Source organism: Actinoplanes derwentensis (genome assembly GCF_900104725.1).
In the GTDB taxonomy this organism is placed as follows: domain Bacteria; phylum Actinomycetota; class Actinomycetes; order Mycobacteriales; family Micromonosporaceae; genus Actinoplanes; species Actinoplanes derwentensis.
The window spans coordinates 8816621-8838422 of record NZ_LT629758.1 but is presented as its reverse complement, the minus strand read 5'-3'; the positions used below and the strand labels follow the sequence as shown (position 1 = coordinate 8838422).

The window sequence follows — 21802 nt, the reverse complement described above, 5'->3', positions numbered from 1 at the left end:
TCTCGGATCGCGTCGATCCGTGGCCGACCTCAGCGGAAGTGATCCCAGCCGGTGCCGCCGGTCCACGCCTTGCCGTCGACGGTCACCGTGCTCCCGTCCTGGACCGAGCCGACCACCCGCCACTCCGGCGGCAGCGTGACACCGGGCGGGAAGGTCGCCGCCAGCGGGTGGTCGTCGCCGCCGGCGAGCAGCCAGAGGTAGGGGTCGACGCCGAGCGCGCTGGCCGCGTCACGCATCTGGCCGGGCAGTTCGAAGGCGTCCCGCCGCACGTCGATCCCGACCGAGCTGGCGGTGGCGATGTGGCCGAGGTCCTGGAGCAGCCCGTCGGAGACGTCGATCATCGAGGTGGCGCCGAGCCGGGCCGCCTGGGGTCCGGCCGCGTACGGGACGACGGGCCGGCGGTAGGCCTCGACCAGCAGTTTGGGGGTCCGGAACCCGCGGGACAGGACGGTGAGCCCGGCCGCCGCGTACCCGATCCGCCCGCACAGGGCCAGGACGTCACCGGGCTTGGCACCGTCCCGGCGGACCGGGTCGGCGCCGCGCAGGTCACCGAGGGCGGTGACGGCGATGGTCAGGGTGGGGCTCGACGAGGTGTCGCCGCCGACCACGGTGGCACCGACCAGTCCGGCTTCGGCGCTGAGACCGTCGGCGAGACCCTCGGCCCAGCCGATGTCCAGTCCGGTGGGCATGCAGAGGGCGACGAGCAGGGCGGTGGGCACGGCACCCATCGCGGCGATGTCGGCCAGGTTGGCGGCGGCGGCCCGATGCCCGACGTCCTCGGGGCCACACCAGTCGCGGCGGAAGTGCCGGCCTTCGACGAGCACGTCGGTGGAGGCGACCACTCGCCCGTCGGAGGCGCGGATCACGGCGGCGTCGTCGCCGGGGCCGATCAGGGTGGCCTCTCCCGAGCCGAGCCGGGAGACGATTCGGCCGATCAGCCCGAATTCACCGGCCTCTGCGATGCTCACGTCCACGCCCTTCGATGATGGCAACCCGCTGCCGGGCCGTTTCGTACGGTAGTTTCACTTTTCGGGGATCACCGGCGGTGGCGGATGGGAGTCGATCGTGGTCCAGGCATACATCCTCATTCAAACGGAGGTCGGTAAGGCCCGTGACGTGGCCGCCGCGATCGAGAAGATACCGGGCGTGGTTCGGGTCGACGCGGTGACGGGGCCGTACGACGTGGTCGTGCTGACCGAGGCACGCACCGTGGACGAGCTGGGCGGCCTGATTGTGAGCAAGGTCCAGTTCGTGCCGGGCATCACGCGGACGCTGACATGCTCCGTGGTAAACCTCTGACATGGTGGATACCGACACCCCGAGAACCGAAGTGGCACCCGACCGGACGAAACGGATCGCCGCGTTGTGGGCGACCCTGGTGGCCGTCCCGGTGACGCTGGTCGTGGGTGTCATCGCATTCGCCACGATAAAGCCGGACGATCCAGAGAAGTCAGAAAGAACACCGGTCGCGATTCCGAGCACCCCGGTCGTCATGGACGCGCCGCAGCTCGACGAGCGCACGTCGACGGTCTGTCTGGCGGTCACGTCCCAGCTCCCGGTGAAGATCCGCGACCTGCCGGCCCGTGCGGTGAGCGCCGGGCCGGAGCAGAACGCCGCTTTCGGCGAGCCCGCGGTCACGGTCGCCTGCGGGGTGCCCCAGCCGGAGACGTGCAAGGTTCCGGACGACGCCACGCCCGGCTGCGTCCCGATGGACACCGAGCTGCTGATCATGAACAACGTCTGCTGGTGGGCGGCGCCCGGCAGTGGCGGGGCCACCATCACCACGATGGACCGCGAGGTCCCGGTGCGGGTGACCGTGCCCGAGTCGTACGAGAACCCGGCACAGTGGGCCAACGAGTTCTCCGACACGATCGTCAAGACGGTCAAGTCGAAACAAGCCGGCACCATGCCGAGCGGATGTGAGTAAGGGCTAGTGCAGGCCGGTGCCGCGGCTCAGCGCGGTGCGCACCAGCCGGTCCACGACCTTCGGGTACTCCAGGCCGGTGGCCGCCCACATCTGCGGGAACATCGAGGTCGGCGTCATCCCCGGCATCGTGTTGATCTCGTTGAGCAGGACCTCGCCGGACGCGGTCACGAAGAAGTCGACCCGGGCCAGGCCGGCGCAGTCCAGCGCGGTGAAGGTCCGCAGCGCGTACTGGCGGACCTGCCGGGTGACGGCGTCGGGCAGGTCGGCGGGGATGGTGGCCCGGCTGCCGGCCAGGTACTTCGTCTCGAAGTCGTACCAGTCCGCGCCGTCCATGTGGATCTCGGCGAGCAGTGACGCCTCGGGCTCCCCGCCGGTCTCCCCCTCCAGCACACCGCATTCGATCTCACGGCCCACGATCGCGGCCTCGACCAGCACCTTCGGGTCGATCTCCCGGGCGGCCGCGACGGCCGCGTCCAGGTCGGCCCAGTCGCTGACCTTGGTGATGCCGGTGGATGATCCGGCCCGCGACGGTTTCACGAAGACCGGCAGCCCCAGTCGGTCCCGGTCGGCCCCGGAGAGTGACACTCCGGCGCGCAGCACCGCGTAGGGCCCGACCGGGATGCCCTCGGCGATCGCGAGCTTCTTGGTGAACTCCTTGTCCATCGCCGCCGCCGAGGCGAAGACGTTGGCCCCGACGTACGGAATCCCGGCCATCTCCAGCATCCCCTGGATCGTGCCGTCCTCCCCGTAGGCGCCGTGCAGCACCGGGAAGACCACGTCCGCACCCGCCAGCTCGGAGACACCCTCGACCGGGTCGCGCACGATCATCTCGGTCGCCGTCGGGTCGACCGCGAGCACCACCGCGCTGCCGGACGCCGCGGTGATCTCGGGCAGCGCGCGCTCCCTGATGGCGAGCCGCGAGGCGTCCCCGGAAGCCAGCACCCAGCGCCCCGCACGGGTGATTCCGACCGGCAGGATCTCGTACTGATCCGGGTCCAGAGCACCCAGGATCGCACCGGCGCTGACACAGGAGATCGCGTGCTCAGAGCTGCGACCGCCGAACACGATGGCGACGCGGGTCTTGCGCGGGGACGTCACTCTTCTCGTGCCTTCCAGCTAGCGGTCATGCCGGGGGTGAATCTACTCTGCGTACACCTAAACGGGGTTTCGTGGCGGCGACCTCGAAAGCGTGCAAAGCAGGGAGAATAAGGCGTCAATGGCACCAGCACTCCACGTGATCGCCGGTCCGGGTCCCGGGCAGTTGGCGACGATGGCTCACCCGGCCGACGAGCCCTGGTCGCCACCGGAATTGATCGCCTTGGCGAAAGCCGGAGTCCAGGTGCTGGTCTCCACCACCGAACCCGGGCCGGACACCGCCGGCATCGAGGTGGTCCCCTTCCCGGCGTCAGAACAGCCGGGACAGCCGGCGCCGGAGGCGAAGCAGGTGGTGGCCCTCGCCATCCGGCTGGCCCGGGACGTCCGCGCCGGCCGTTTCGTGGTCACGCAGGCCGCCGTCGACAACGGCCGGTCCACACTGCTGGCCACGATGACGCTGGCCCTGCTCGGCATCCGGCCGGGCGAGGCCCTGCGCCGCACCGCCGAACCCGGTTCCGAGATCGCCCCGGACTGGCTGCACGACTTCGTCGCCACCAACAGCTAACCCAAGATCAATTGCACGTTGCCGTACGGGCTGGGACGTCCCGCCGCATCCAGGACGCCCCGCCCCGGCCCGGCGACGCGGGCGGCACACCGGGCCGACCCGCCGCCGCCGGGTGGTGAGCGGTGGTCACCGCCCGGCGGTGAACGTCTGCGGCAGAGCCCCGCTGTCCCACAGCGCGTCGAGGTGAGTGAGGAACCCGGTCAGGCTGCGTTCCAGCTCGCGCCGCTCGGCGGCGTCGAGCACGGCCAGCGGGTCGGAGAAGATCAGCCCCTCCGGATGCCGGGCCCGCGTCCCCACGAACTTGTCGCAACCCCCGCACCACACGTAACTGACCAGGGTGGGCCGTTTGGCGTTCTCCGGCGCCGTGAAGTAGGCCCGCAGCCGCCGCTGTCCACACGCCGGGCAGTCCCGCTCCCCCGGATCCGCGAAGAAGCTCGCGCCCTGGGTGAGCGCCGCCACCTGATCCCCGTCGAAACTGCTCCAGCCGGTCATGCCCGGGAGGCGTCCAGAGCCGCGGTGATGTCAGCGATCAGGTCGACACTGTCCTCGATGCCGCAGGAGAACCGGACGAAGCCCGGCGACGTGTCGTCCCCCCATTGGGCCCGCCGGTCCGCGGTGGTGTGCACGCCCCCGAACGACGTGGCCGCGAACACCAGCCGCGCCGCGGTCAGGAACCGGCCCACCCGTTCCGCGGTACCGAGGTCGAACGACACGATCCCCGGGATCCGGCGCATCTGAGCGGACGCGATCGCGAACGACGGGTCACCGGGCAGCCCCGGCCAGCGGACCCCGGTCACGTCGGACCGGGCCAGCAGCAGTTCGGCGACGGCCGCGGCGTTCCGGGTCTGCCGGGCGAGCCGCAGGTCGAGAGTCGCGATGGACCGGTGCGCCAGCCACGCGTCGAACGCCCCCGGCACCGCACCGGTCTGCTTGCGCCACGTCTCGACCTTGGCCAGCAACGCCGGATCGGTGGCCGACACGTACCCCAGAAGAACGTCGGAATGCCCGGTCAGCGCTTTGGTCCCGGACGCGACCACCAGATCCGCCCCGAGGGCGAGCGGGTTCTGCCCGAGCGGTGTGGCCGCCGTGTTGTCGACCGCGACCAGCGCCCCCGCCTCGTGCGCGGCGGCGGACAGCGCCCGCACGTCACAGACGTCCAGCCCCGGGTTGGCCGGCGTCTCCAGCAGCACCAGCCGCATGCCGGTGAAATCCGGGTACGGCCCCGCCGTCGGCACCAGAACCGTCTTCACACCCAGGTCCCGCAGAGTGCCCTCGGCGAAGGCCCGGACCGTGAAGTACCCGTCCGAGGGGAGCGCCACCGTGTCGCCGGTCCGCAGCACCGCGAGCAGCAGCGCGGTGATCGCCGCCTGCCCGCTGGAGAAGACCAGCGTCGGCCCGCCCTCCAGAGCCCCGATCGCCGATTCCAGTCCTTCCCGGGTCGGGTTCTCGGTGCGCGCGTAGCCGTTCTCCCCCGGCCCGGTGACCGGATCGAGGTGGTAGGGCGCGGCGAACACCGGCCCCGGCAGGAACGGCTCGCCGACCACCGGGGTGGGCAGGCCCGCGTGTACCGACCGGGTGCCGTCGGAATAACTCATGATCCGTACCTCTTACTCGGGCTTCATGTCCCGTGTCATCAACAGCTTGACCGCGACCCGCGGGTCCACCCCTTCGTGGCACACGCGCTCGACCTGCTCGACGATCGGCATCTCGACACCGTTCGCCCGGGCCAGGTCGCGGATGGACAGGCAGCTCTTGACACCCTCGGCGGTCTGCCGGGTGGCGATCTGCGCCTGTTCCAGGGTCTCGCCGCGGCCCAGGTGCTCACCGAACGTGCGGTTCCGGGCGAGCGGCGACGAGCAGGAGGCCACCAGGTCACCGAGACCGGCCAGGCCGGCGAAGGTGAGCGGGTCGGCACCGAGCGCCACCCCGAGACGGGCGGTCTCGGCCAGCCCACGGGTGATCAGCGAGGCCCGGGTGTTGTCACCGAGCCCCAGTGCGACCGCCATCCCGTACGCCAGGGCGATCACGTTCTTGCAGGCCCCGCCGAGTTCGCAGCCGATCACGTCGTCCGACGTGTACGGCCGGAAGTAGGGTGCCGCCAGCGCGTGCTGGACCTGCTTGGCCCGAGCCTCGTCGGAACACGCCACCACCGTGGTGGTGGGCTGCTCGGCGGCGATCTCCGGGGCCAGGTTGGGGCCGGAGACGACGACCACCCGGTCCGGGGCGACACCGGCGGTCTCGACGATCACCTCGCTCATCCGCTTGAGGGTGCCGAGTTCGATGCCCTTCATCAGCGACACCACCGTCGAGTCGGCGGGGAACAGCCCGGCCCAGTCGGCGAGGTTGCCGCGCAGGGTCTGCGACGGGACGGCGATCGCGATCAGCTCGGCCCCGTCGACGGCCTCGGCCAGATCGGTGGTGCCGGTCACGCTCTTCGCCAGGCGTACCCCCGGAAGGGAGCCCTCGTTGCCGTGCCGGTCCCGGATCTCGGTGGCGACCGCCTCCCGCCGCGCCCAGATGGTCACGTCCGACCCGGCGTCGCCGAGCACCTTCGCAAACGCGGTGCCCCATGCTCCGGAACCGATGACGGACGCCTTCATGGCGCTTCCTCCGAGGTAATGGCCCTGTTCACGGGCCGGTCGTAGAGCGCCGGCGGTTCGCCGTCGCGGATCTCGCCCAGAAGGTCCCGGACATTCAACATGATCGCCTCGGTCATCTCCGCCAGCACTTGCCGGGTCGGTTCGAGACCGGCCCAGCGACTGAGGTCGACCGGTCGCCCGGTCGTCACGGTGACGGGCGACCTGCGCAACTTCAGCCTGTTGGTACGCGGATCGAAGATCGCCTGCGCGCCCCAGTTCGCGATCGGCACCACCGGGGCCCCGGTGAGCAGCGCGAGCCGGGCCGCACCGGTCTTGCCCCGCATCGGCCACAGATCGGGGTGCCGGGTGGTGGTGCCCTCCGGGTAGATCACCACGGCACCGCCCTCCCGCAACGCGTCGACCAGGGTGTCCAGGGACTTCACCGCATCCACACTGCCCCGTTCGACCGGGATCTGCCGGGCCTTGACGAGCAGGAACCCGATGATCGGGACCTTCCACACACTGGCCTTGCCGAGGAACCGCGGCCAGCGACCGGTGCCGTAGACGTAGTGGGCGACCACCAGCGGATCGAAATGCGACACGTGATTAGGGACCAGGATCACCGGGCCGGTGGCCGGGACGTCGTCGGTCCGCAGCCACGTCTTACGGGTCAGAGGCGTCGTGATCGAGACGACCATCATCACCACGACACGCTGCCAGAAGCCGATCCTGAACCGGGCCACGCCGCCTCCCCTTCTCCACCTGCGACGAAATCATGCCCGCTCGACTCCCGGTGTACCAGGCAGGGGTCTTCGGAATCACGGAACCGAAGGGCACGCCCGGCCCGATCACTGGGGCAGGATGGTCCGGTGCGTATGTGGACGGCGATCATCCCGGTGAAGCGGCTGGAGGCGGCGAAGACACGGCTGCGCGGCGCCGTGCCCGTCGACCGCCATCCGGAACTGGCCCTGGCCATGGTGCGGGACACCGCGGCCGCGGTTCTCGCCGCCGACACGGTGGCCGGGCTGCTGGTGGTCACCGACGATCCCGAGGTCGGCGCGGCGGTGCGGGAAATCGGTGCCCGGGTGGCGCCCGACCCGGGTGGCGGGCTGAACGCAGCGATGCGGTTCGGTGCGGACGAGGCGGCCGGTCTGGCGGCGTACCGGGTGGTGCTCGCTGGTGATCTGCCGGCCCTGCGCCCGGACCAACTCGACGACGTGCTGTCCCGGGTGGCCGGCCGTAGTTTCGTGCCGGACGCCGCCGGGATCGGCACGGTCCTGCTGGCGGCCCCGCCCCGGCAGCCGCTCGACCCCCGGTTCGGCGGGCCGTCGGCGGCGGCACACGCCGGTTCCGGCGCGGTGGCGCTGCGCGGCGACTGGCCCGGCCTGCGGCAGGACGTGGACACCGCCGCCGACCTCGACACCGTGCTCACCCTGGGTGCCGGCCGGCATACCTGCGGCCTGCTGCGGGACCTCGGGCTGACCCCGGAATGCGCCCCGGCCGCGTAACCGCGCGAACCCCGGTAGCGTGAGCTTCATGCAGGGCACGATCGCGACTTTCGACCCGGACACCCGCAGTGGTTCGCTACTGCTCGACGACGGCACCCCACTGGAGTTCGGCGCGGAGGCCTTCGGTCGCTCCGGCCTGCGGCTTCTCCGGCTCGGTCAGCGCGTCACGGTCGAATCGGACGCGACCGGGGTGGTTTGTCGGGTGTTGATTCCCGGAGTAGCTTGAAGTGATCATCCGGTAGTTCGTTTCACGTTTCTCCGGAAACGGCGATGATGGACCCATGCAGACTCCGCCCCGGACCCCCGAGAACCGCCGGCGCGGCCCCAACGGCCGCTTTCTACCCAGGCCGGAGCTACCGGAAGTCAGTTCGGATCAGGCGGAGGAAGTGTTGGAGCAGCAAGCCGGGGCAGATCTGCCGGCCGAGATCGATCCCGAGACGGTGAGCACACCCGTCGAGGCGGAGCGCGAGGCCACCGAGTTCACCGCGCGTGACATAGTCGCCGGTCTCGTCGATGACGACGACGAGGATGACGACGAGACAGCCAGCGAGCCCGGCTATCTGCTGCCGGAGGACCGGTTCTTCAACCGGGAGCTGTCCTGGCTCGACTTCAACGCCCGAGTGCTGGCCCTGGCCGAGGACCCGGGGTCCCCGCTGCTGGAGCGGGCGAAATTCCTGGCGATCTTCGCGAGCAACCTGGACGAGTTCTACATGGTCCGGGTGGCCGGCCTGAAACGGCGGTTGAGCGCCGGCCTGCCGATGCGCGGCGGTGACCGGTCCCCGCTGCGCCACCAGATCGAGATGATCAGCGCGCGCACCGTCGACCTGGTGACCCGGCACGCGGCCTGTTTCGCCGACGAGGTGCGGCCGAAACTGGCGGCGGAGAGCATCGAACTGGTGTCGTGGAAGGAGCTGAACGCCGCCGAGCAGGGCCGGTTGCGCACCTTCTTCCGCGAGCAGGTGTTCCCGGTGCTGACGCCGCTGGCCGTCGACCCGGCGCACCCCTTCCCGTACATCTCCAGCAAGTCCTTGAACCTGGCCGTCGCCCTGCGCTACCCGGACGGCGACTCCCCTGAACTGTTCGCCCGGGTCAAGGTGCCGAACAACGTGCACCGCTTCGTGACCGTGCAGAACGACAGTCGCGGCGTGCGTTTCCTGCCGGTCGAGGAACTGATCGCGGTCCACCTCAACCAGCTCTTCCCCGGCATGCAGATCCTGGAGTGGCACCTGTTCCGGGTGACCCGCAACGCCGAACTGGAAGTCGACGAGGACCGCGACGAGGACCTGCTGCAGGCCCTGGAGCGGGAGCTGGCGCAGCGCCGGTTCGGCCCGCCGGTGCGCCTGGAGGTCGCCGCCTCGATCAGCGATCACGTGCTCGACCTGCTGGTCCGCGAACTCGACATGGACGGTCAGGAGGTGCTGCGGGTGCCCGGCCTGCTGGACCTGTCGTCCCTGTGGCAGGTCTTCGGCGAGTGTGACCGCGACGACCTGAAGGACCGCCCGTTCGTCCCGGCGACCCACCCGCACCTGGCCGACGGCGAAGTCCCGCGCAGTGTCTTCAACCGGCTGCGCGAGTCGGACATCCTGGTCCACCACCCGTACCACTCGTTCTCCACGAGTGTGCAGCGGTTCATCGAGCAGGCCGCTGCCGACCCCAACGTGCTGGCGATCAAGCAGACGCTCTACCGCACCTCCGGTGACTCACCGATCGTCGACGCGCTCGTCGACGCGGCCGCGGCGGGCAAGCAGGTGGTGGTGCTGGTCGAGGTGAAGGCCCGCTTCGACGAGGTGGCCAACATCGCCTGGGCGCGGACCCTGGAGCGGGCCGGCTGCCACGTGGTCTACGGCCTGGTCGGTCTCAAGACCCACTGCAAGACCTCCCTGGTGGTACGTCAGGAGGGTCACCAGATCCGGCGCTACTGCCACATCGGCACCGGCAACTACCACCCGAAGACGGCTCGGCTCTACGAGGACTTCGGCATGCTGACCGCCGACCCCGAAGTGGGCGCGGACGTCACCGACCTGTTCAACGTGCTGACCGGGTACAGCCGCCAGACCACGTTCCGCCGTCTGCTGGTGGCCCCGCACGGCGTCCGCAAGGGTCTGCTGGAACGAGTCGAGGAGCAGGCCCGGATCGCCCGTGAGGGCGGCGAGGCGCTGGTCCAGTTCAAGGTGAACTCGCTGGTCGACGAGAAGACGATCGACGCGCTTTACCGTGCCTCGCAGGACGGGGTCAAGGTGGACCTGGTCATCCGGGGGATGTGCGCGCTGCGCCCCGGGATCCCGGGCCTGTCCGAGAACATCCGGGTCCGCTCGATCGTCGGCCGGTTCCTGGAGCACTCGCGGGTGTTCCGGTTCGGCCCCGGCGCCGACTCGGAGTACTGGATGGGTTCCGCCGACATGATGCACCGCAACCTGGACCGCCGGGTGGAGGCCCTGGTCAAGGTGACCCTCCTGTCGGCCCGCGAGGAGATGCGGCACGTCCTGGAACTCTCGATGGGCGAACACACCGAGGGCTGGGACCTGGACGGCGACGGCATCTGGCACCGTAACCAGGGCAACCCCGGCCGCCCCCAGGTCCACCTGCAGGCGGCCATGCTCCGGCGAATCATCGGGAAGAAGTAACCAGCCCGGCTATGAACGAACGGGCTTGTCGGGGTCGCCCCGGAGAGCCCGGTCGGTCATAGCGTGTGTGACCAGCCCGAGTGAGCCTTGGAATGAGGTGAACTACGTTGAACACAGGTGAGTCGGCCCACGGCCGGGTGCTTCCTCAGCCCGGTCCTCTGGAATCGCGGTCAGCAGACAACCCGTCGGGTCGGGACGAAACGGGATCGCGACGTCCCATCGTTGTGGTGGGGCAAACCGGTGTTCAACATGGGCGAGGGGAGACCGCTGTTCCGGTTCCGGCACAGCGGCGTCACCCCGGCACGGTGGAAACCGTGTCGGGAGCGGGCGGTAACGCCCAGCAACAGAGGTTGAAAGAGTCGCGGGTCTTTGTACTGGACCAGGCCGGAAAGGCACTCCAGCCATGCGCTCCGGCTCGCGCCCGCCAGTTGTTGCGTGCTGGGCGGGCAGCCGTGCACCGCCGGACCCCTTTCGTCATCCGGCTGCGCGATCGTGGCCGCGACGAATCGGTCGTGCCGGGCGTAGAGGCCGGAGTCGATCCCGGATCGCGGTACACCGGGATCAGCGTCTTCACCAGCCGATCCGACGAGACCGGGCCCGAGCCGGTGGTGGTCCGCACCGGTGCCTACAGCATCGGGGTCCAGCATCGAGGCGGTCAGATACGCGACAGACTCACCGCACGGGCCGCGCTGCGCCGAGGTCGCCGGACGCGGAATCTCAGGTACCGGGCACCGCGGTTCGACAACCGCCGACGACCGGCAGGTTGGCTGCCTCCGTCGTTGCGGCACCGGATCGAGACGACCATGTCCTGGATCAACCGGCTCCGGAGGTGGGCTCCGGTCACCGCGGTGCACGTGGAACACGTCGCATTCGACACTCAACTGCTCGCCGATCCGCAGGTGCAAGGTCGCGGCTATCAGCACGGTGAACACGCGGGCCGCGTCGCGGTGCGCTCATCCGGCAGGTTCAACATCCGTACGGCAATGGGACTCGTCCAGGGAATCCACCACCGCCATGTCCGGCTGCTGCAACGCGGCGACGGCTGGTCCTACCGCTACCAACAGGAGCGTTTCGAATCCCCGCCGGCTTGAAGAACGAAGTATTCACGGAAGAAATCTGATGACGAGAGTGGAACGTGCGGCCGGTGGAGTTCTGCTCCGCCGGTCGGGTGAGCGGGTCGAGGTGTGTCTGGTGCACCGGCCCCGGTACGACGACTGGAGCCTGCCCAAGGGCAGGCTCGCCGACGGCGAGGAACCGCTGCTGGCGGCGGTTCGGGAGGTCGAGGAGGAGACCGGCACGGCCGGGATCCCCCTGCTGCGGCTGGCCGACTGTGACTACACGCTGCCGGGCGGGCGCCCGAAGAACGTGGCGTACTGGCTGATGGCGGTCGCCGGTGACGGGCCGGTGCAGGACACCGACGAGGTCGACGAGCTGGTGTGGTTGCCGTTGGACGAGGCGGCCGGCCGGTTGACGTACGACGATGAGAAAGCCGTCCTCGCGGAAGTCGCGGCGCTGCCCCCGGTCACCGCGGTGATCGCGCTGGTCCGGCATGCCCGCGCCGGGGACCGCAAGAAGTGGGCCGGCCGGGACCAGCTGCGGCCGATCGATCCGGTCGGGGTGCGGCAGGCGGACCGGTTCGCCGCCCTGCTCACCCCGTTGCGCCCGCGCCGGCTGGTGGCGGCGACCCCGCTGCGCTGCACCCAGACGCTGGAGCCGTTGGCCGCCGCGACCGGTGACCGGTCGATCGTCAGTGACGGCGCGTTCGCCGAACCGGACTCCCCGGACCTGGTACCGGACCGGGTGGCGGTGGCGCTGGCCCGGCTGACCGAGCTGCGGACCCGGGAACGGGTCGTGGTGTGCAGTCAGGGCAAGCTGATGCCGCATCTGCTGGCGGCGCTGCACGGTGTGGACGATCATCACGCGTTCAAGACGCCGAAGGGTGAGGGCTGGCTGCTCACCTGGTCCGGCGACCGGCTGCTGGGCGCGTCCCGGCTGTGACGGTGCGGCGGGCCGGAGCGTCGGCCCGCCAGTATCCGACATGGTCACCGGTGAGCCAGCGGGTCTGCCACAGCTCGTCGCGGCGTGGTTCCCAGTCCCGGTACGGCAGCAGCGCCAGCCGCCAGGCGAGGATCCCGGCCAGGTACCAGCCGTAGATCGGCACCGCCCCGAGCCAGCCGTCCATCCGCCGGTAGGAGCCCCACGGCGCGCCCCATGCCACGGTCAGCCCGGACCACGCACAGGTGATCAGCCAGTCCAGGATCGGCCAGCCGGTGCCGGTCTCGGCCAGGTCACCGAGGGTCCATCCGGGCACGATCGCGATCGCGAACAGTCCGGCGGCCAGAACGGCCCGGGTGGTCAGTCCCCGTGGCCCGGACGGTCTTCGCTGCATTTCCGGACGGTAGGCCGCATGTGGTGGTTCGCGCCGGAACACCGGAAGGCGTCCACCGTACGGTGGACGCCTTCCGGTCGAGCGGTTCAGTTGTTCAGCGGGCCTTCCGCGGTGACCGGGCGCGAGCCGGAGCCGCCTCCGGGGCCGCGGTCTTGCGGGCGGTCCGCTTGGCCGGGGCCGCCTTGGCGGCCGCGGTCTTCTTGACTGCCGTGGTGGCTGTGGTCTTGGCCGCTTTGGCAGCGGTCTTGGCCGGGGCCGTCTTGGTGGCCTTGGTCGCCGTCTTGGCCGGAGCCGTCTTGGCGGCCGCGGTCTTGGTCGCCGTGGCCTTGGTCGCAGCGGTCTTCGTCGCAGTGGCCTTGGTCGCAGTGGCCTTGGTCGCAGTGGCCTTGGTCGCAGTGGCCGCGGTCTTGGTGGCCTTGGTGGCGGCGGTCTTCGCCGGAGCAGCCGTGGTCTTGGTCGCCGCGGTCTTCTTCGCGACTGCCGTCGTGGTGGCCGCCTTGGCCGGAGTGGTCTTGGCGGTGGTCTTGGCGGTGGTCTTCTTCGCGGCGGTGGCCGACTTCGCCGGCTTTCCGCTCGCAACGAGATCCCGGAATGCGCTGCCGACGCGGAAGACCGCGACCGACGTCTTCTTCACCTTGACTGGTTCACCGGTGCGCGGATTCCTGGCGGTACGCGGATTACGCACCCGCTTCTCCCAGGAACCGAATCCGGTGAGTGCGACCTTGTCACCCTTGGCAACGGCGTTCTGCACCTCACTGATGAACGCGTCCAAAGCCAGGGTCGCCGACTTCTTGTCTCCCAGCCTTTCGGCGAGCGCCTCGATGAGCTCGGCCTTGTTCACGGTTTTCCTCCCGGACGTGACGTGAGAACTGGCCCGTCGAAGGCCATTCTGCGCGCACGGTATGCCCTGTGATGTGGTTACAGAAACATTCGGGGTAAAAAACCGTTGTGTCCCAACGAATACGCCCCTGCCGGGTGACCCGGCAGGGGCGGAATTCGCGTCCGGTAGCTAAAGGACGACGACCGGTTTGAAAGCCGGTCGCTCCTTCTCGTACGCGGTAATGGTCTCCTCGTGGCGCAGTGTCAGTCCGATGTCGTCGAGGCCCTCCATGAGCCGCCACCGACTGAAATCGTCGATCGGGAACCCGTAGGCGGCGTCGTCGACGCGGACCACCCGGCCCTCCAGGTCGACGGTGATCTCCTTCTCCGGCTCGCCGTCGGCGAGGTCCCAGAGGCTCTCCACGATCTTCTGGTCGAGCTGGATCGGCAGCAGGCCCTCCTTGAGGGAGTTGCCGCGGAAGATGTCGCCGAAGCGGGAGGCGATGACGGCTTTGAAGCCCCAGTCGCGCAGCGCCCAGACGGCGTGCTGCCGGGACGAGCCGGTGCCGAAGTTCGGGCCGGCGACCAGGATGCTGGCGCCCGCGTGGGCCGGCCGGTTCACCACGAAGTCCGGGTCCTCGCGCCAGGCGCTGAAGAGGCCGTCCTCGAAGCCGGTCCGGGTGACCCGCTTCAGGTAGACCGCCGGGATGATCTGGTCGGTGTCCACGTCAGAGCGGCGCAGCGGCATGACTTTGCCGCTGTGGGTGACGAACTTGTCCATGACTTTCCCCTAGCTCAGAGGTCGGCGGGGGCGGCCAGCCGGCCGACCACTGCGGTGGCGGCGGCGACCTGCGGCGAGACCAGGTGGGTGCGCCCGCCCTTGCCCTGCCGGCCCTCGAAGTTGCGGTTGGAGGTGGACGCGGCACGCTGGCCGGGGCTGAGTGTGTCCGGGTTCATACCCAGGCACATCGAACAGCCGGCGAAGCGCCACTCGGCGCCCGCGTCGGTGAAGACCTTGTCCAGGCCCTCGGCCTCGGCCTGCTCGCGCACCAGGTAGGAGCCGGGCACGATCATCATCCGGACGCCCTCGGCGACCTTGTGGCCACGGATGACGTCGGCGGCGGCGCGCAGGTCCTCCAGGCGCCCGTTGGTGCAGGAGCCGACGAAGACCACGTCGACCGGGACCTCGCGGAACGGGGTGCCGGGGGTGAGGGCCATGTAGTCCAGCGCGCGCTGGGCGGCACCGCGCTCGACCTCGTCCAGGAAGTCCTCGGGGTTCGGCACGACGCTGTTCAGCGCGGCGCCCTGCCCCGGGTTGGTGCCCCAGGTGATGAACGGGCTGATCGTCGCGGCGTCCAGGACGATCTCGGTGTCGTACTCGGCACCGTCGTCGGTGGGCAGCGTCTTCCAGTACTCGACCGCGGCGTCCCACTCGGCGCCCTGAGCGGCGTGCTTACGGCCCTTCAGGTACTCGAAGGTGGTCTCGTCCGGCGCGATCATGCCAGCCTTGGCGCCCCACTCGATCGACATGTTGCAGATGGTCATCCGGCCCTCCATGGAGAGCTTGCGGATGGCCTCGCCGCGGTACTCCACGATGTGGCCGTTGCCGCCTCCGGTGCCGGTCTGCGTGATCAGGGCGAGGATCAGGTCCTTCGCGGAGACGCCCGGGCCCAGCTCGCCGACGACCGTGACGGCCATCGTCTTCGGCTTGGACTGCGGCAGCGTCTGGGTGGCGAGCACGTGCTCGACCTCACTGGTGCCGATACCGAAGGCCAGCGCGCCGAAGGCACCGTGAGTGGCGGTGTGCGAGTCGCCACAGACGATGGTCATGCCGGGCTGGGTGAGACCCAGCTGCGGGCCGATCACGTGCACGATGCCCTGGTTCACGTCACCCAGCGGGCGGATCTCGACACCGAACTCGGCGCAGTTCTTGCGCAGGGTCTCGATCTGCGTCCGCGAGGTGGTGTCAGCGATCGTGAACAGCTCGCCGCGCTTGGTGTTGAAAGCCGGGTCGGCGTAACCGGTCGGCGTGTTGTGGTCCTCCGTCGCGAGCGTGAGGTCGGTGCGGCGGACCGGGCGACCGGCCACCCGCAGACCGTCGAACGCCTGCGGGCTGGTGACCTCGTGCAGGAGATGCAGGTCGATGTAGAGCAGGTCGGGCTCGCCCTCGGCCGTGCGGACCACGTGGTCATCCCAGACCTTCTCGGCCAGGGTCCTGGGTTTCCCGCTCTGGGGAGTGACTCCCACCATCTGGACATCCTAAATTCTGGAATGTATGTTTCGGCTTGTGGGACACAGTATGAGCGGCGTAGGCGTTCTCGACAAGGCGGTTGTCATCCTCGCCGCCTGTGTCGACGGCGCCAGCCTTGCCGAATTGGTCGAACGCACCAAGTTGCCGCGCGCAACCGCACATCGCCTGGCCCAGGCCCTGGAGATCCATCGGATGCTGGTGCGCGACACTCAAGGAAGATGGCGTCCCGGACCCAGATTGGGCGAGTTGGCCAATGCCGCACCGGACGTTCTACTGACCGCCGCGGAGCCTTTGCTGTCCGCACTGCGGGACGCCACCGGCGAGAGTGCGCAGCTTTATCTGCGTCGCGCGGATGAACGGATCTGTGTCGCCGCGGCCGAGCGCGCCAGTGGTCTTCGCGACACCGTTCCGGTCGGCTCGGTGTTGCCGATGGTGGCCGGTTCAGCCGCCCAGATCCTGCTCGCGTGGGAGCCCCCGGAAGCGGTGATGCCGCTCCTGCCGCGCTGCAAGTTCACCGGCCGCACCCTGGCCGAGGTCCGCCGCCGCGGCTGGGCCCAGAGCGTCGCCGAGCGCGAGCCGGGTGTGGCGAGCGTCTCCGCGCCGATCCGCGACCGGACCGGCCGGGTGATCGCGTCCATCTCGATAAGCGGTCCGATCGAGCGACTGGGCCGCCGCCCCGGCGAACGCCACGCGATGGCCGTCGTCCGAGCCGGACAGCGACTCTCGGGACTGTAGTCAGTTAATAACTGTCCGATAGTCTGCCGCCCGTGCGGCTCTTCGGGCAGGATGATCGACTCTTCGGACGCGACAGCGAGTGCGCCCGGCTCGACGGACTCCTGCGGGAGGCGCGAGGCGGGCGCAGCGCGGCGCTGGTCCTGCGCGGCGAGGCGGGTGTCGGCAAGACCGCACTGCTGCGGTACGCCCGGACCGGCTCCCCGTCCGCACCGGCTCCCGGTTCCGTTCTGACCATCAGTGGGGTCGAGTCCGAGGCTGGATTCCCGTACGCGGGCCTGCATCGTCTCCTGATCCCCCTGCTGCCGGACCGTGATCGCCTGCCGGTCGCCCAGCGGTCCGCTCTGGAGGTCGCCTGCGGCCTCACCGACGGCCCACCGGCCGACCTCTTCCTGGTCAGCCTCGCCGCCCTCACGCTGCTCGCCGCGGCACCCCGGCTCTGCGTGGTCGACGACGTGCACTGGCTCGACCCGGAGTCGGCTCGCGCACTGGCCTTCGTCGCCCGCCGCCTGCACGCCGAGGGTGTCGTCCTGCTCTTCGGCCAGCGGATCGCCCCCGACGATCCGCTCTCCGGCCGGCGGGCCGTCCCCGGCGAGCCGGGGCTGTTCGCCGGGCTGGACGTGCTGGAGATCACCGGCCTGCCCCGGGACGCCGCGATGGCGCTGCTCTCCGACGTGGTCCCCGGCGAACTGGACCTGAGCCTGGCCGAGCAGATCGCCGAGTCCACCGGCGGCAACCCGCTCGCCCTCACCGACCTGGGCCGGGAACTCACCACCGACCAGCTGCGCGGCGCCTCCCCGTTGCCCGATCCGGTGCCGATCGGCAGCCGGCTGGAGAGCCACTACGCGGCCCGGGTCCGCGGATACCCGCCGGCCACCCGGACCTGGCTGGTGCTGGCCGCGGCGGGCGCCGGTGGCCGCACCGACCAGTTACTGGAGGCGGCTCGGCGGCTCGGCACCGGCCCCGAACAAGCCGCGCCCGCCGAATCGGATCGGCTGGTCACCGGCTTTCCACCCCTCGACTTCCGGCATCCGCTGGTGCGGTCCGCGGTGTACGGCGACGCCGTCCCCGCCCAGCGCCGGGCCGTGCACGCGGCCCTCGCCGAGGCCACCACCGGCCCGGCTGACGCTGACCGTCGTGCCTGGCACCTGGGCGCGGCCACCGCGGCCCCGGACGAGTCGGTCGCCGCCGAACTGGAACGCGGCGCCGACCGGGCCGGTGCCCGCGGCGGCCACACCGCCCGGGCCGGGTTCCTGACCCGGGCCGCCGAGTTGACCCCGGCACCCGAGGCCCGGGCCGTGCGGCAGGTGCGGGCGGCCGGCGCGGCCATGGCTGCCGGCGCTCCGGCCCGCGCGCTACTGCTGCTGGACCATGTGGACGAGCCCCTGCTCACCGGCCGGGCTCGCGGCGAAGCCCTGCTGACCAGGGCGTTCGCGATCATCAACGCCGGTGTGCCGACCGGTCAGCGGGACGCGGTCGCCCTGTGCCTGGCTGCGGCCGAGGCGTTCGGCCCGGATCGCGGGCGGGCCCGGCAGGCGCTGGTCCAGGGCATCGAGCACGTGCTGTCGGCCGAGCACCTGGGCGGCACCAGCGAACCCGAGGTCGCCGCCGCGGCCGCGCCGCTGGCCGGGGACGACCACATCGACGGGCTGCTGCTAGCCGCGTACACCGCGTTCGTCGTGGCCGGTTACCCGGACTGCGTGCCGGTGGTGCGCCGGGCCGTCGCCGCGATCGCCGACCCGGGCCTGCCCGACGAGATCCTGCTGTCCCGGTTCGCCATCGGGGTGAACTTCTGCACCCTCACCTGGGACGAGGAGAACAAGACCGACATCCTGGCCCGTGCCGAACAGGCCGCCCGGCGCACCGGGGCCCTGCACCGCCTCGACCTGATCCACTTCATCACGACGATGACCTGTGCGGCTCTGGGCCGGCTCGACGAGGCCGACCGGCACGACGCGGCCGGGCAGCGCCTGCGCCGGGCCATCGGCGCCACCGCCGAACAGGAACTGGTCTGGCGGCACCCGGAACTGATCACCTGGCGGGCGCCGGACGGCATCCGCGAGTCGGTCGGGCAGGCACTCGAAGTCTTCGCGATGCTGCACCTCGGCGGCATGCACGCGGTCACCCGGCTGCACCTGGCCCTGCTGGACATCGCCGACAGCCGATGGGCACCGGCCCGGGAACTCCTGCTCACCATCGTCGACCTGGGCCACCCGCGCCGGTACGCGTGGGCCCTGCCCGAACTCGTGGAGGCCGCACTGCGGGCCGGTGACCGGCAGACCGCGAAAGCCGCCTACGACGACCTCGAGACGACCGCCCGGGCGAGCGGGACACCATGGGCACTGGGCCTGCTGGACCGATCACGAGCCCTGCTCGCCGGACCGGACCGGGCCGAAGCCCACTACCGGGCGGCGATCGAGAAGCTGGACGGCACCCCGGCACACGGCGATCTGGCCCGTGCCCGGCTGCTCTACGGCGAATGGCTGCGGCGCAGACGGCGGCGCCGGGACGCGAGGGAGCAACTGGCCACCGCCTGCGAGATGTTCGAACGGGTCGGGGCCCACGCGTTCGCCCGCCGGGCCGCCACCGAGCTGGCCGCGCTCGGTGAGATCGCCCGGACAGCCGTACCAGAGAATGATGAATCCGCCCTGACCCCGCAAGAGGCTGCGGTCGCCCGGCTGGCCCGCACCGGGGCCACCAACGCGGAGATCGCCGCGCATCTGTTCCTCAGCCCCAGCACCGTCGATTACCACTTGCGCAAGGTGTTCCGGAAACTCGGCGTCAGTTCCCGCCGGCAACTACGCGTGACCTTGCAGGACTGACTACGCGTTCCACGGGATTCGGCCGTGGGCACGTTCCCATCAGGATCGGTCCATGGGTTTCGTCACGGCCGGCGACGGCGCACAGATCTTCTACAAGGACTGGGGTTCCGGCCGGCCGGTCGTGCTCAGCCACGGCTGGCCACTGAACGCGGACAGTTGGGAGGCACAGCAACTCCTGTTGGCGGCCGGCGGCTACCGGGCGATCGCCCACGACCGCCGTGGGCACGGCCGGTCCACCCAGACGTGGGCCGGCAACGAGATGGACACCTACGCCGACGATCTGGCACTGCTGTTGACCGAGCTGGATCTGCGCCAGGTCACCCTGATCGGGTTCTCCACCGGCGGCGGCGAGGTGGCCCGGTACATCGGACGGCACGGCACCGGCCGGATCGCCCAGGTGGTGCTGGTCTCCGCGGTGCCGCCACTGATGCTGCGCACCCCGGACAACCCGGGCGGTCTGCCGGCCGACGTGTTCGACAGCATCCGGGCCGGATCGCTGGCCGACCGGTCCCAGCTCTACCGCGACCTCGCCGACGGCCCGTTCTTCGGCAACAACCGGCCCGGCGCCGACGTGTCGGCGGGTGTCCGGGACGCCTTCTGGTTCCAGGGACTCCAGGCCGGCCATCACAACGCGTACGAGTGCGTCGCCGCCTTCTCGGCCACCGACTTCCGGCCCGACCTCGACGCGATCGACGTTCCCACCCTGGTCATCCACGGCGACGACGATCAGATCGTCCCGATCGCCGTGGGCGGGCGGTCGTCCGCCGCCCGCATCGAGAACGCGGTGCTCAAGGTCTATCCCGGAGCACCGCACGGCATCACCGACACACACAAGGAACAACTCGGCCAGGACCTGCTGGCCTTCCTCAGGGGGTATGACGCATGAGACCGATCGTTCTGGTTCACGGATTCTGGGTGACACCGCGCAGCTGGGAGAACTGGATCGCGCACTTCGAGGCCAAGGGGCACCAGGTGATCGCGCCCTCCTACCCCGGCTTCGAAGTCGAGGTGGAGGCACTCAACGCCGACCCGGCACCGATCGTGAACGTCACCGTCCCGCAGATCATCGAGCACATCGAGGAGCAGATCCGGGCACTGCCCGAGCCGCCGATCATCATCGGCCACTCGGCCGGTGGGGCGTTCACCCAGATCCTGCTCGACCACGGGTACGGCGCGGCCGGCGTCGCGATGAACTCGGCACCCACCGAAGGCGTCCGGGTGGTGCCGCTGTCCCAGGTCAAGTCCACCTTCCCGGTACTGAAGAGCCCCGCCAACCGGCACAAGGCGGTGCCGCTGACGCTGGAACAGTGGACCTACGCCTTCACCAACACGTTCACCGCCGAAGAATCCGCCGCCCTGTACGAGCGGTACGCGATCCCGGCCAACGGCGGCATCCTCTGGGGCAGTGTGCTCGCCAACTTCCAGCCCGGACACCAGGACACCTGGGTGGACTACCACAACGACAACCGGGCTCCGCTGCTCTTCGTCTCCGGCTCCGAGGACCACATCATGCCGCCCGAGGTGCAGCGCTCCAACCTGAAACACTACAAATCGAACACCATCACCGAGATCCGCGAGTACGAGGGTTACGCCCACCTGCTGCCGGCCCAGAAAGGATGGGAGCAGATCGCGGACGAAGTGCTGGACTGGGCCTTGCGGCACGCCCGATGACCGTCACGATCACCCACATCGGCGGGCCGACCACCCTGATCGAGATCGCCGGGCTCCGGCTGCTGACCGATCCGACCTTCGACGCGCCGGGCCGGCGTTACTCGTTCGGCCTCGGCACGTCCTCGGTGAAGACGGCGGGTCCCGCGGTCCCGGCCGACTCACTCGGCCGCATCGACGCGATCCTGCTCACCCACGACCACCACAGCGACAACCTGGACGACGCGGGCCGGGCACTACTGCCGTCCGTCCCGCTGGTACTGACCACGGCCAGTGGGGCCCGCCGCCTCGGCGGCAACTCGCGCGGCCTGACACCGTGGCAGGAGACGGCCGTCGGCGACCTGACCGTGACGGCCACGCCCGCCCGGCACGGCCCGCCGCTGAGCCGGGGACTCGTCGGCGACGCCATCGGTTTCGCGCTCCGGCCGCCCGGCAGCACATCGGTGGTCTGGATCTCCGGCGACACCGTTCTGTACGGCGGCGTCCGCGAAGTGGCGACCCGGTTCACCGTCGACACCGCGATCCTGCACCTGGGCAGCGTGCAGTTCGGTCTCACCGGCCCACTCCGCTACACGATGACCGGCCGGGACGGGGCCCGCCTGGTCGCGTCGCTGCGCCCACGGCGGGTGGTGCCGGTGCACTACGAGGGCTGGTCCCACTTCCACGAGGGCCGCGCCGGGGTAGAGGCGGCTTTCCCGCCGGACGTCCTCACTTGGCTGACTCCCGGCGTACCCCAGGCGGTCTAGGCCCTCGCCCCGGCCGTTTCAAACCCCAACGCCGTCCCGGGTCACGGTTCCGCGGCGCCGTTCAGTGTGGTGACTTG

22 protein-coding genes and 1 pseudogene are annotated in these 21802 nt (G+C 70.4%); 13 read left to right on the top strand and 10 right to left on the bottom strand.

All coding sequences use genetic code 11. The annotated features are described in order from the left end of the window. Nucleotides 1-29: 29 nt before the first annotated feature. Nucleotides 30-968, bottom strand: a complete 939-nt coding sequence (locus BLU81_RS39515; RefSeq protein ID WP_092558290.1) for a thiamine-phosphate kinase — start codon at nucleotides 966-968, stop codon at nucleotides 30-32. A 97-nt stretch (nucleotides 969-1065) separates the two neighbouring features. Between BLU81_RS39515 and BLU81_RS39510 the strand changes: the two genes are divergently transcribed. Both BLU81_RS39510 and BLU81_RS39505 read left to right on the top strand, forming a co-directional pair. Further along, entirely contained in the window at nucleotides 1066-1299 is a 234-nt protein-coding gene (locus BLU81_RS39510) for an Lrp/AsnC family transcriptional regulator (protein ID WP_092553382.1), read from the top strand. Nucleotide 1300: 1 nt separating this feature from the next. Further along, nucleotides 1301-1927, top strand: a complete 627-nt coding sequence (locus tag BLU81_RS39505; protein ID WP_092553379.1) for a DUF3515 domain-containing protein — start codon at nucleotides 1301-1303, stop codon at nucleotides 1925-1927. Between the two features lie 3 nt (nucleotides 1928-1930). Here BLU81_RS39505 and BLU81_RS39500 read toward each other — a convergent pair whose 3' ends face one another. Then, nucleotides 1931-3025, bottom strand: coding sequence for a D-alanine--D-alanine ligase family protein (locus tag BLU81_RS39500; RefSeq protein WP_092553377.1), 1095 nt, complete (start codon nucleotides 3023-3025; stop codon nucleotides 1931-1933). 118 nt (nucleotides 3026-3143) lie between these two features. On the opposite strand from BLU81_RS39500, the gene BLU81_RS39495 reads away from it, so the two are divergent. Further along, on the top strand, nucleotides 3144-3587 hold the full coding sequence (locus BLU81_RS39495) for a hypothetical protein (protein WP_092553374.1): 444 nt from the start codon (nucleotides 3144-3146) through the stop codon (nucleotides 3585-3587). Nucleotides 3588-3713: 126 nt separating this feature from the next. Here BLU81_RS39495 and BLU81_RS39490 read toward each other — a convergent pair whose 3' ends face one another. The 4 genes from BLU81_RS39490 to BLU81_RS39475 are packed head-to-tail and all read right to left on the bottom strand — an operon-like array spanning nucleotide 3714 to nucleotide 6909. After that, the gene (locus BLU81_RS39490; protein ID WP_092553371.1) at nucleotides 3714-4079 is read right to left on the bottom strand and encodes a hypothetical protein; all 366 of its coding nucleotides are present in this window, start codon (nucleotides 4077-4079) and stop codon (nucleotides 3714-3716) included. Then, nucleotides 4076-5182: a cystathionine gamma-lyase gene (locus BLU81_RS39485; RefSeq protein ID WP_092553368.1), complete on the bottom strand. Its 1107-nt coding sequence runs from the start codon at nucleotides 5180-5182 to the stop codon at nucleotides 4076-4078. The genes BLU81_RS39490 and BLU81_RS39485 overlap by 4 nt, the downstream gene beginning before the upstream one ends. 12 nt (nucleotides 5183-5194) lie before the next feature. After that, entirely contained in the window at nucleotides 5195-6187 is a 993-nt protein-coding gene (locus BLU81_RS39480; RefSeq protein WP_092553365.1) for an NAD(P)H-dependent glycerol-3-phosphate dehydrogenase, read from the bottom strand. Beyond that, nucleotides 6184-6909 (bottom strand): lysophospholipid acyltransferase family protein, encoded by a 726-nt coding sequence (locus BLU81_RS39475; protein WP_092553362.1) that lies wholly within the window; start codon nucleotides 6907-6909, stop codon nucleotides 6184-6186. Before BLU81_RS39475 ends, BLU81_RS39480 begins: the two co-directional genes overlap by 4 nt. Nucleotides 6910-7041: 132 nt before the next feature. Here BLU81_RS39475 and cofC point away from each other — a divergent pair, with 132 nt between their 5' ends. From cofC to BLU81_RS39455, 5 genes are all read left to right on the top strand, one after another. After that, nucleotides 7042-7674, top strand: coding sequence for a 2-phospho-L-lactate guanylyltransferase (gene cofC, locus BLU81_RS39470; RefSeq protein WP_231954877.1), 633 nt, complete (start codon nucleotides 7042-7044; stop codon nucleotides 7672-7674). A gap of 28 nt (nucleotides 7675-7702) precedes the next feature. Continuing rightward, nucleotides 7703-7900: a cold-shock protein gene (locus BLU81_RS51105; RefSeq protein ID WP_231953727.1), complete on the top strand. Its 198-nt coding sequence runs from the start codon at nucleotides 7703-7705 to the stop codon at nucleotides 7898-7900. A gap of 55 nt (nucleotides 7901-7955) precedes the next feature. Further along, entirely contained in the window at nucleotides 7956-10298 is a 2343-nt protein-coding gene (locus tag BLU81_RS39465) for an RNA degradosome polyphosphate kinase (protein ID WP_092553359.1), read from the top strand. Between the two features lie 137 nt (nucleotides 10299-10435). Next, nucleotides 10436-11389, top strand: coding sequence for an RNA-guided endonuclease IscB (iscB, locus tag BLU81_RS39460; RefSeq protein WP_331717492.1), 954 nt, complete (start codon nucleotides 10436-10438; stop codon nucleotides 11387-11389). A gap of 28 nt (nucleotides 11390-11417) precedes the next feature. Next, on the top strand, nucleotides 11418-12296 hold the full coding sequence (locus BLU81_RS39455) for an NUDIX hydrolase (protein WP_092553354.1): 879 nt from the start codon (nucleotides 11418-11420) through the stop codon (nucleotides 12294-12296). On the opposite strand, the gene BLU81_RS39450 is transcribed toward BLU81_RS39455, so the two are convergent. From BLU81_RS39450 to leuC, 4 genes are all read right to left on the bottom strand, one after another. Beyond that, the gene (locus BLU81_RS39450; RefSeq protein WP_092553351.1) at nucleotides 12253-12687 is read right to left on the bottom strand and encodes a hypothetical protein; all 435 of its coding nucleotides are present in this window, start codon (nucleotides 12685-12687) and stop codon (nucleotides 12253-12255) included. The two genes, BLU81_RS39455 and BLU81_RS39450, sit on opposite strands and share 44 nt — an antisense overlap. Before the next feature lie 94 nt (nucleotides 12688-12781). Continuing rightward, nucleotides 12782-13528 carry an HU family DNA-binding protein gene (locus BLU81_RS39445; protein WP_092553348.1) on the bottom strand — a complete coding sequence of 249 codons (747 nt, stop codon included), beginning with the start codon at nucleotides 13526-13528 and terminating at the stop codon, nucleotides 12782-12784. A gap of 168 nt (nucleotides 13529-13696) precedes the next feature. Continuing rightward, nucleotides 13697-14287, bottom strand: coding sequence for a 3-isopropylmalate dehydratase small subunit (gene leuD / locus BLU81_RS39440; RefSeq protein WP_092553345.1), 591 nt, complete (start codon nucleotides 14285-14287; stop codon nucleotides 13697-13699). Nucleotides 14288-14301: 14 nt separating this feature from the next. Further along, nucleotides 14302-15756 (bottom strand): 3-isopropylmalate dehydratase large subunit, encoded by a 1455-nt coding sequence (gene leuC, locus BLU81_RS39435; protein ID WP_092553342.1) that lies wholly within the window; start codon nucleotides 15754-15756, stop codon nucleotides 14302-14304. Nucleotides 15757-15805: 49 nt separating this feature from the next. Between leuC and BLU81_RS39430 the strand changes: the two genes are divergently transcribed. The 5 genes and pseudogenes from BLU81_RS39430 to BLU81_RS39410 all read left to right on the top strand — a co-directional run bounded on the left by BLU81_RS39430 (nucleotide 15806) and on the right by BLU81_RS39410 (nucleotide 21725). Beyond that, complete coding sequence (locus tag BLU81_RS39430) at nucleotides 15806-16492, top strand: IclR family transcriptional regulator (RefSeq protein ID WP_014447202.1); 687 nt, start codon at nucleotides 15806-15808, stop codon at nucleotides 16490-16492. Nucleotides 16493-16524: 32 nt separating this feature from the next. Next, nucleotides 16525-19311, top strand: coding sequence for a helix-turn-helix transcriptional regulator (locus tag BLU81_RS39425; RefSeq protein WP_092553339.1), 2787 nt, complete (start codon nucleotides 16525-16527; stop codon nucleotides 19309-19311). A gap of 28 nt (nucleotides 19312-19339) precedes the next feature. After that, nucleotides 19340-20197: pseudogene (locus tag BLU81_RS39420) on the top strand (alpha/beta fold hydrolase); the annotation flags it as partial. Then, nucleotides 20194-20982: an alpha/beta hydrolase gene (locus BLU81_RS39415; RefSeq protein WP_092553333.1), complete on the top strand. Its 789-nt coding sequence runs from the start codon at nucleotides 20194-20196 to the stop codon at nucleotides 20980-20982. The pseudogene BLU81_RS39420 and the gene BLU81_RS39415, both read left to right, overlap by 4 nt. After that, the gene (locus BLU81_RS39410; RefSeq protein ID WP_092553330.1) at nucleotides 20979-21725 is read left to right on the top strand and encodes an MBL fold metallo-hydrolase; all 747 of its coding nucleotides are present in this window, start codon (nucleotides 20979-20981) and stop codon (nucleotides 21723-21725) included. The genes BLU81_RS39415 and BLU81_RS39410 overlap by 4 nt, the downstream gene beginning before the upstream one ends. Nucleotides 21726-21802 lie beyond the last annotated feature (77 nt).

What these genes read in the sequence shown, in the direction of transcription:
- BLU81_RS39485 (WP_092553368.1), bottom strand. Translation starts at nt 5,182, where the DNA reads ATGAGTTATTCCGACGGCACCCGGTCGGTACACGCGGGCCTGCCCACC.
- leuC (WP_092553342.1), bottom strand. Translation starts at nt 15,756, where the DNA reads ATGGTGGGAGTCACTCCCCAGAGCGGGAAACCCAGGACCCTGGCCGAG.
- BLU81_RS39465 (WP_092553359.1), top strand. Translation starts at nt 7,956, where the DNA reads ATGCAGACTCCGCCCCGGACCCCCGAGAACCGCCGGCGCGGCCCCAAC.
- BLU81_RS39495 (WP_092553374.1), top strand. Translation starts at nt 3,144, where the DNA reads ATGGCACCAGCACTCCACGTGATCGCCGGTCCGGGTCCCGGGCAGTTG.
- leuD (WP_092553345.1), bottom strand. Translation starts at nt 14,287, where the DNA reads ATGGACAAGTTCGTCACCCACAGCGGCAAAGTCATGCCGCTGCGCCGC.
- BLU81_RS51105 (WP_231953727.1), top strand. Translation starts at nt 7,703, where the DNA reads ATGCAGGGCACGATCGCGACTTTCGACCCGGACACCCGCAGTGGTTCG.
- BLU81_RS39480 (WP_092553365.1), bottom strand. Translation starts at nt 6,187, where the DNA reads ATGAAGGCGTCCGTCATCGGTTCCGGAGCATGGGGCACCGCGTTTGCG.
- BLU81_RS39490 (WP_092553371.1), bottom strand. Translation starts at nt 4,079, where the DNA reads ATGACCGGCTGGAGCAGTTTCGACGGGGATCAGGTGGCGGCGCTCACC.
- BLU81_RS39430 (WP_014447202.1), top strand. Translation starts at nt 15,806, where the DNA reads ATGAGCGGCGTAGGCGTTCTCGACAAGGCGGTTGTCATCCTCGCCGCC.
- cofC (WP_231954877.1), top strand. Translation starts at nt 7,042, where the DNA reads ATGTGGACGGCGATCATCCCGGTGAAGCGGCTGGAGGCGGCGAAGACA.
- BLU81_RS39415 (WP_092553333.1), top strand. Translation starts at nt 20,194, where the DNA reads ATGAGACCGATCGTTCTGGTTCACGGATTCTGGGTGACACCGCGCAGC.
- BLU81_RS39505 (WP_092553379.1), top strand. Translation starts at nt 1,301, where the DNA reads ATGGTGGATACCGACACCCCGAGAACCGAAGTGGCACCCGACCGGACG.
- BLU81_RS39455 (WP_092553354.1), top strand. Translation starts at nt 11,418, where the DNA reads ATGACGAGAGTGGAACGTGCGGCCGGTGGAGTTCTGCTCCGCCGGTCG.
- BLU81_RS39450 (WP_092553351.1), bottom strand. Translation starts at nt 12,687, where the DNA reads ATGCAGCGAAGACCGTCCGGGCCACGGGGACTGACCACCCGGGCCGTT.
- BLU81_RS39410 (WP_092553330.1), top strand. Translation starts at nt 20,979, where the DNA reads ATGACCGTCACGATCACCCACATCGGCGGGCCGACCACCCTGATCGAG.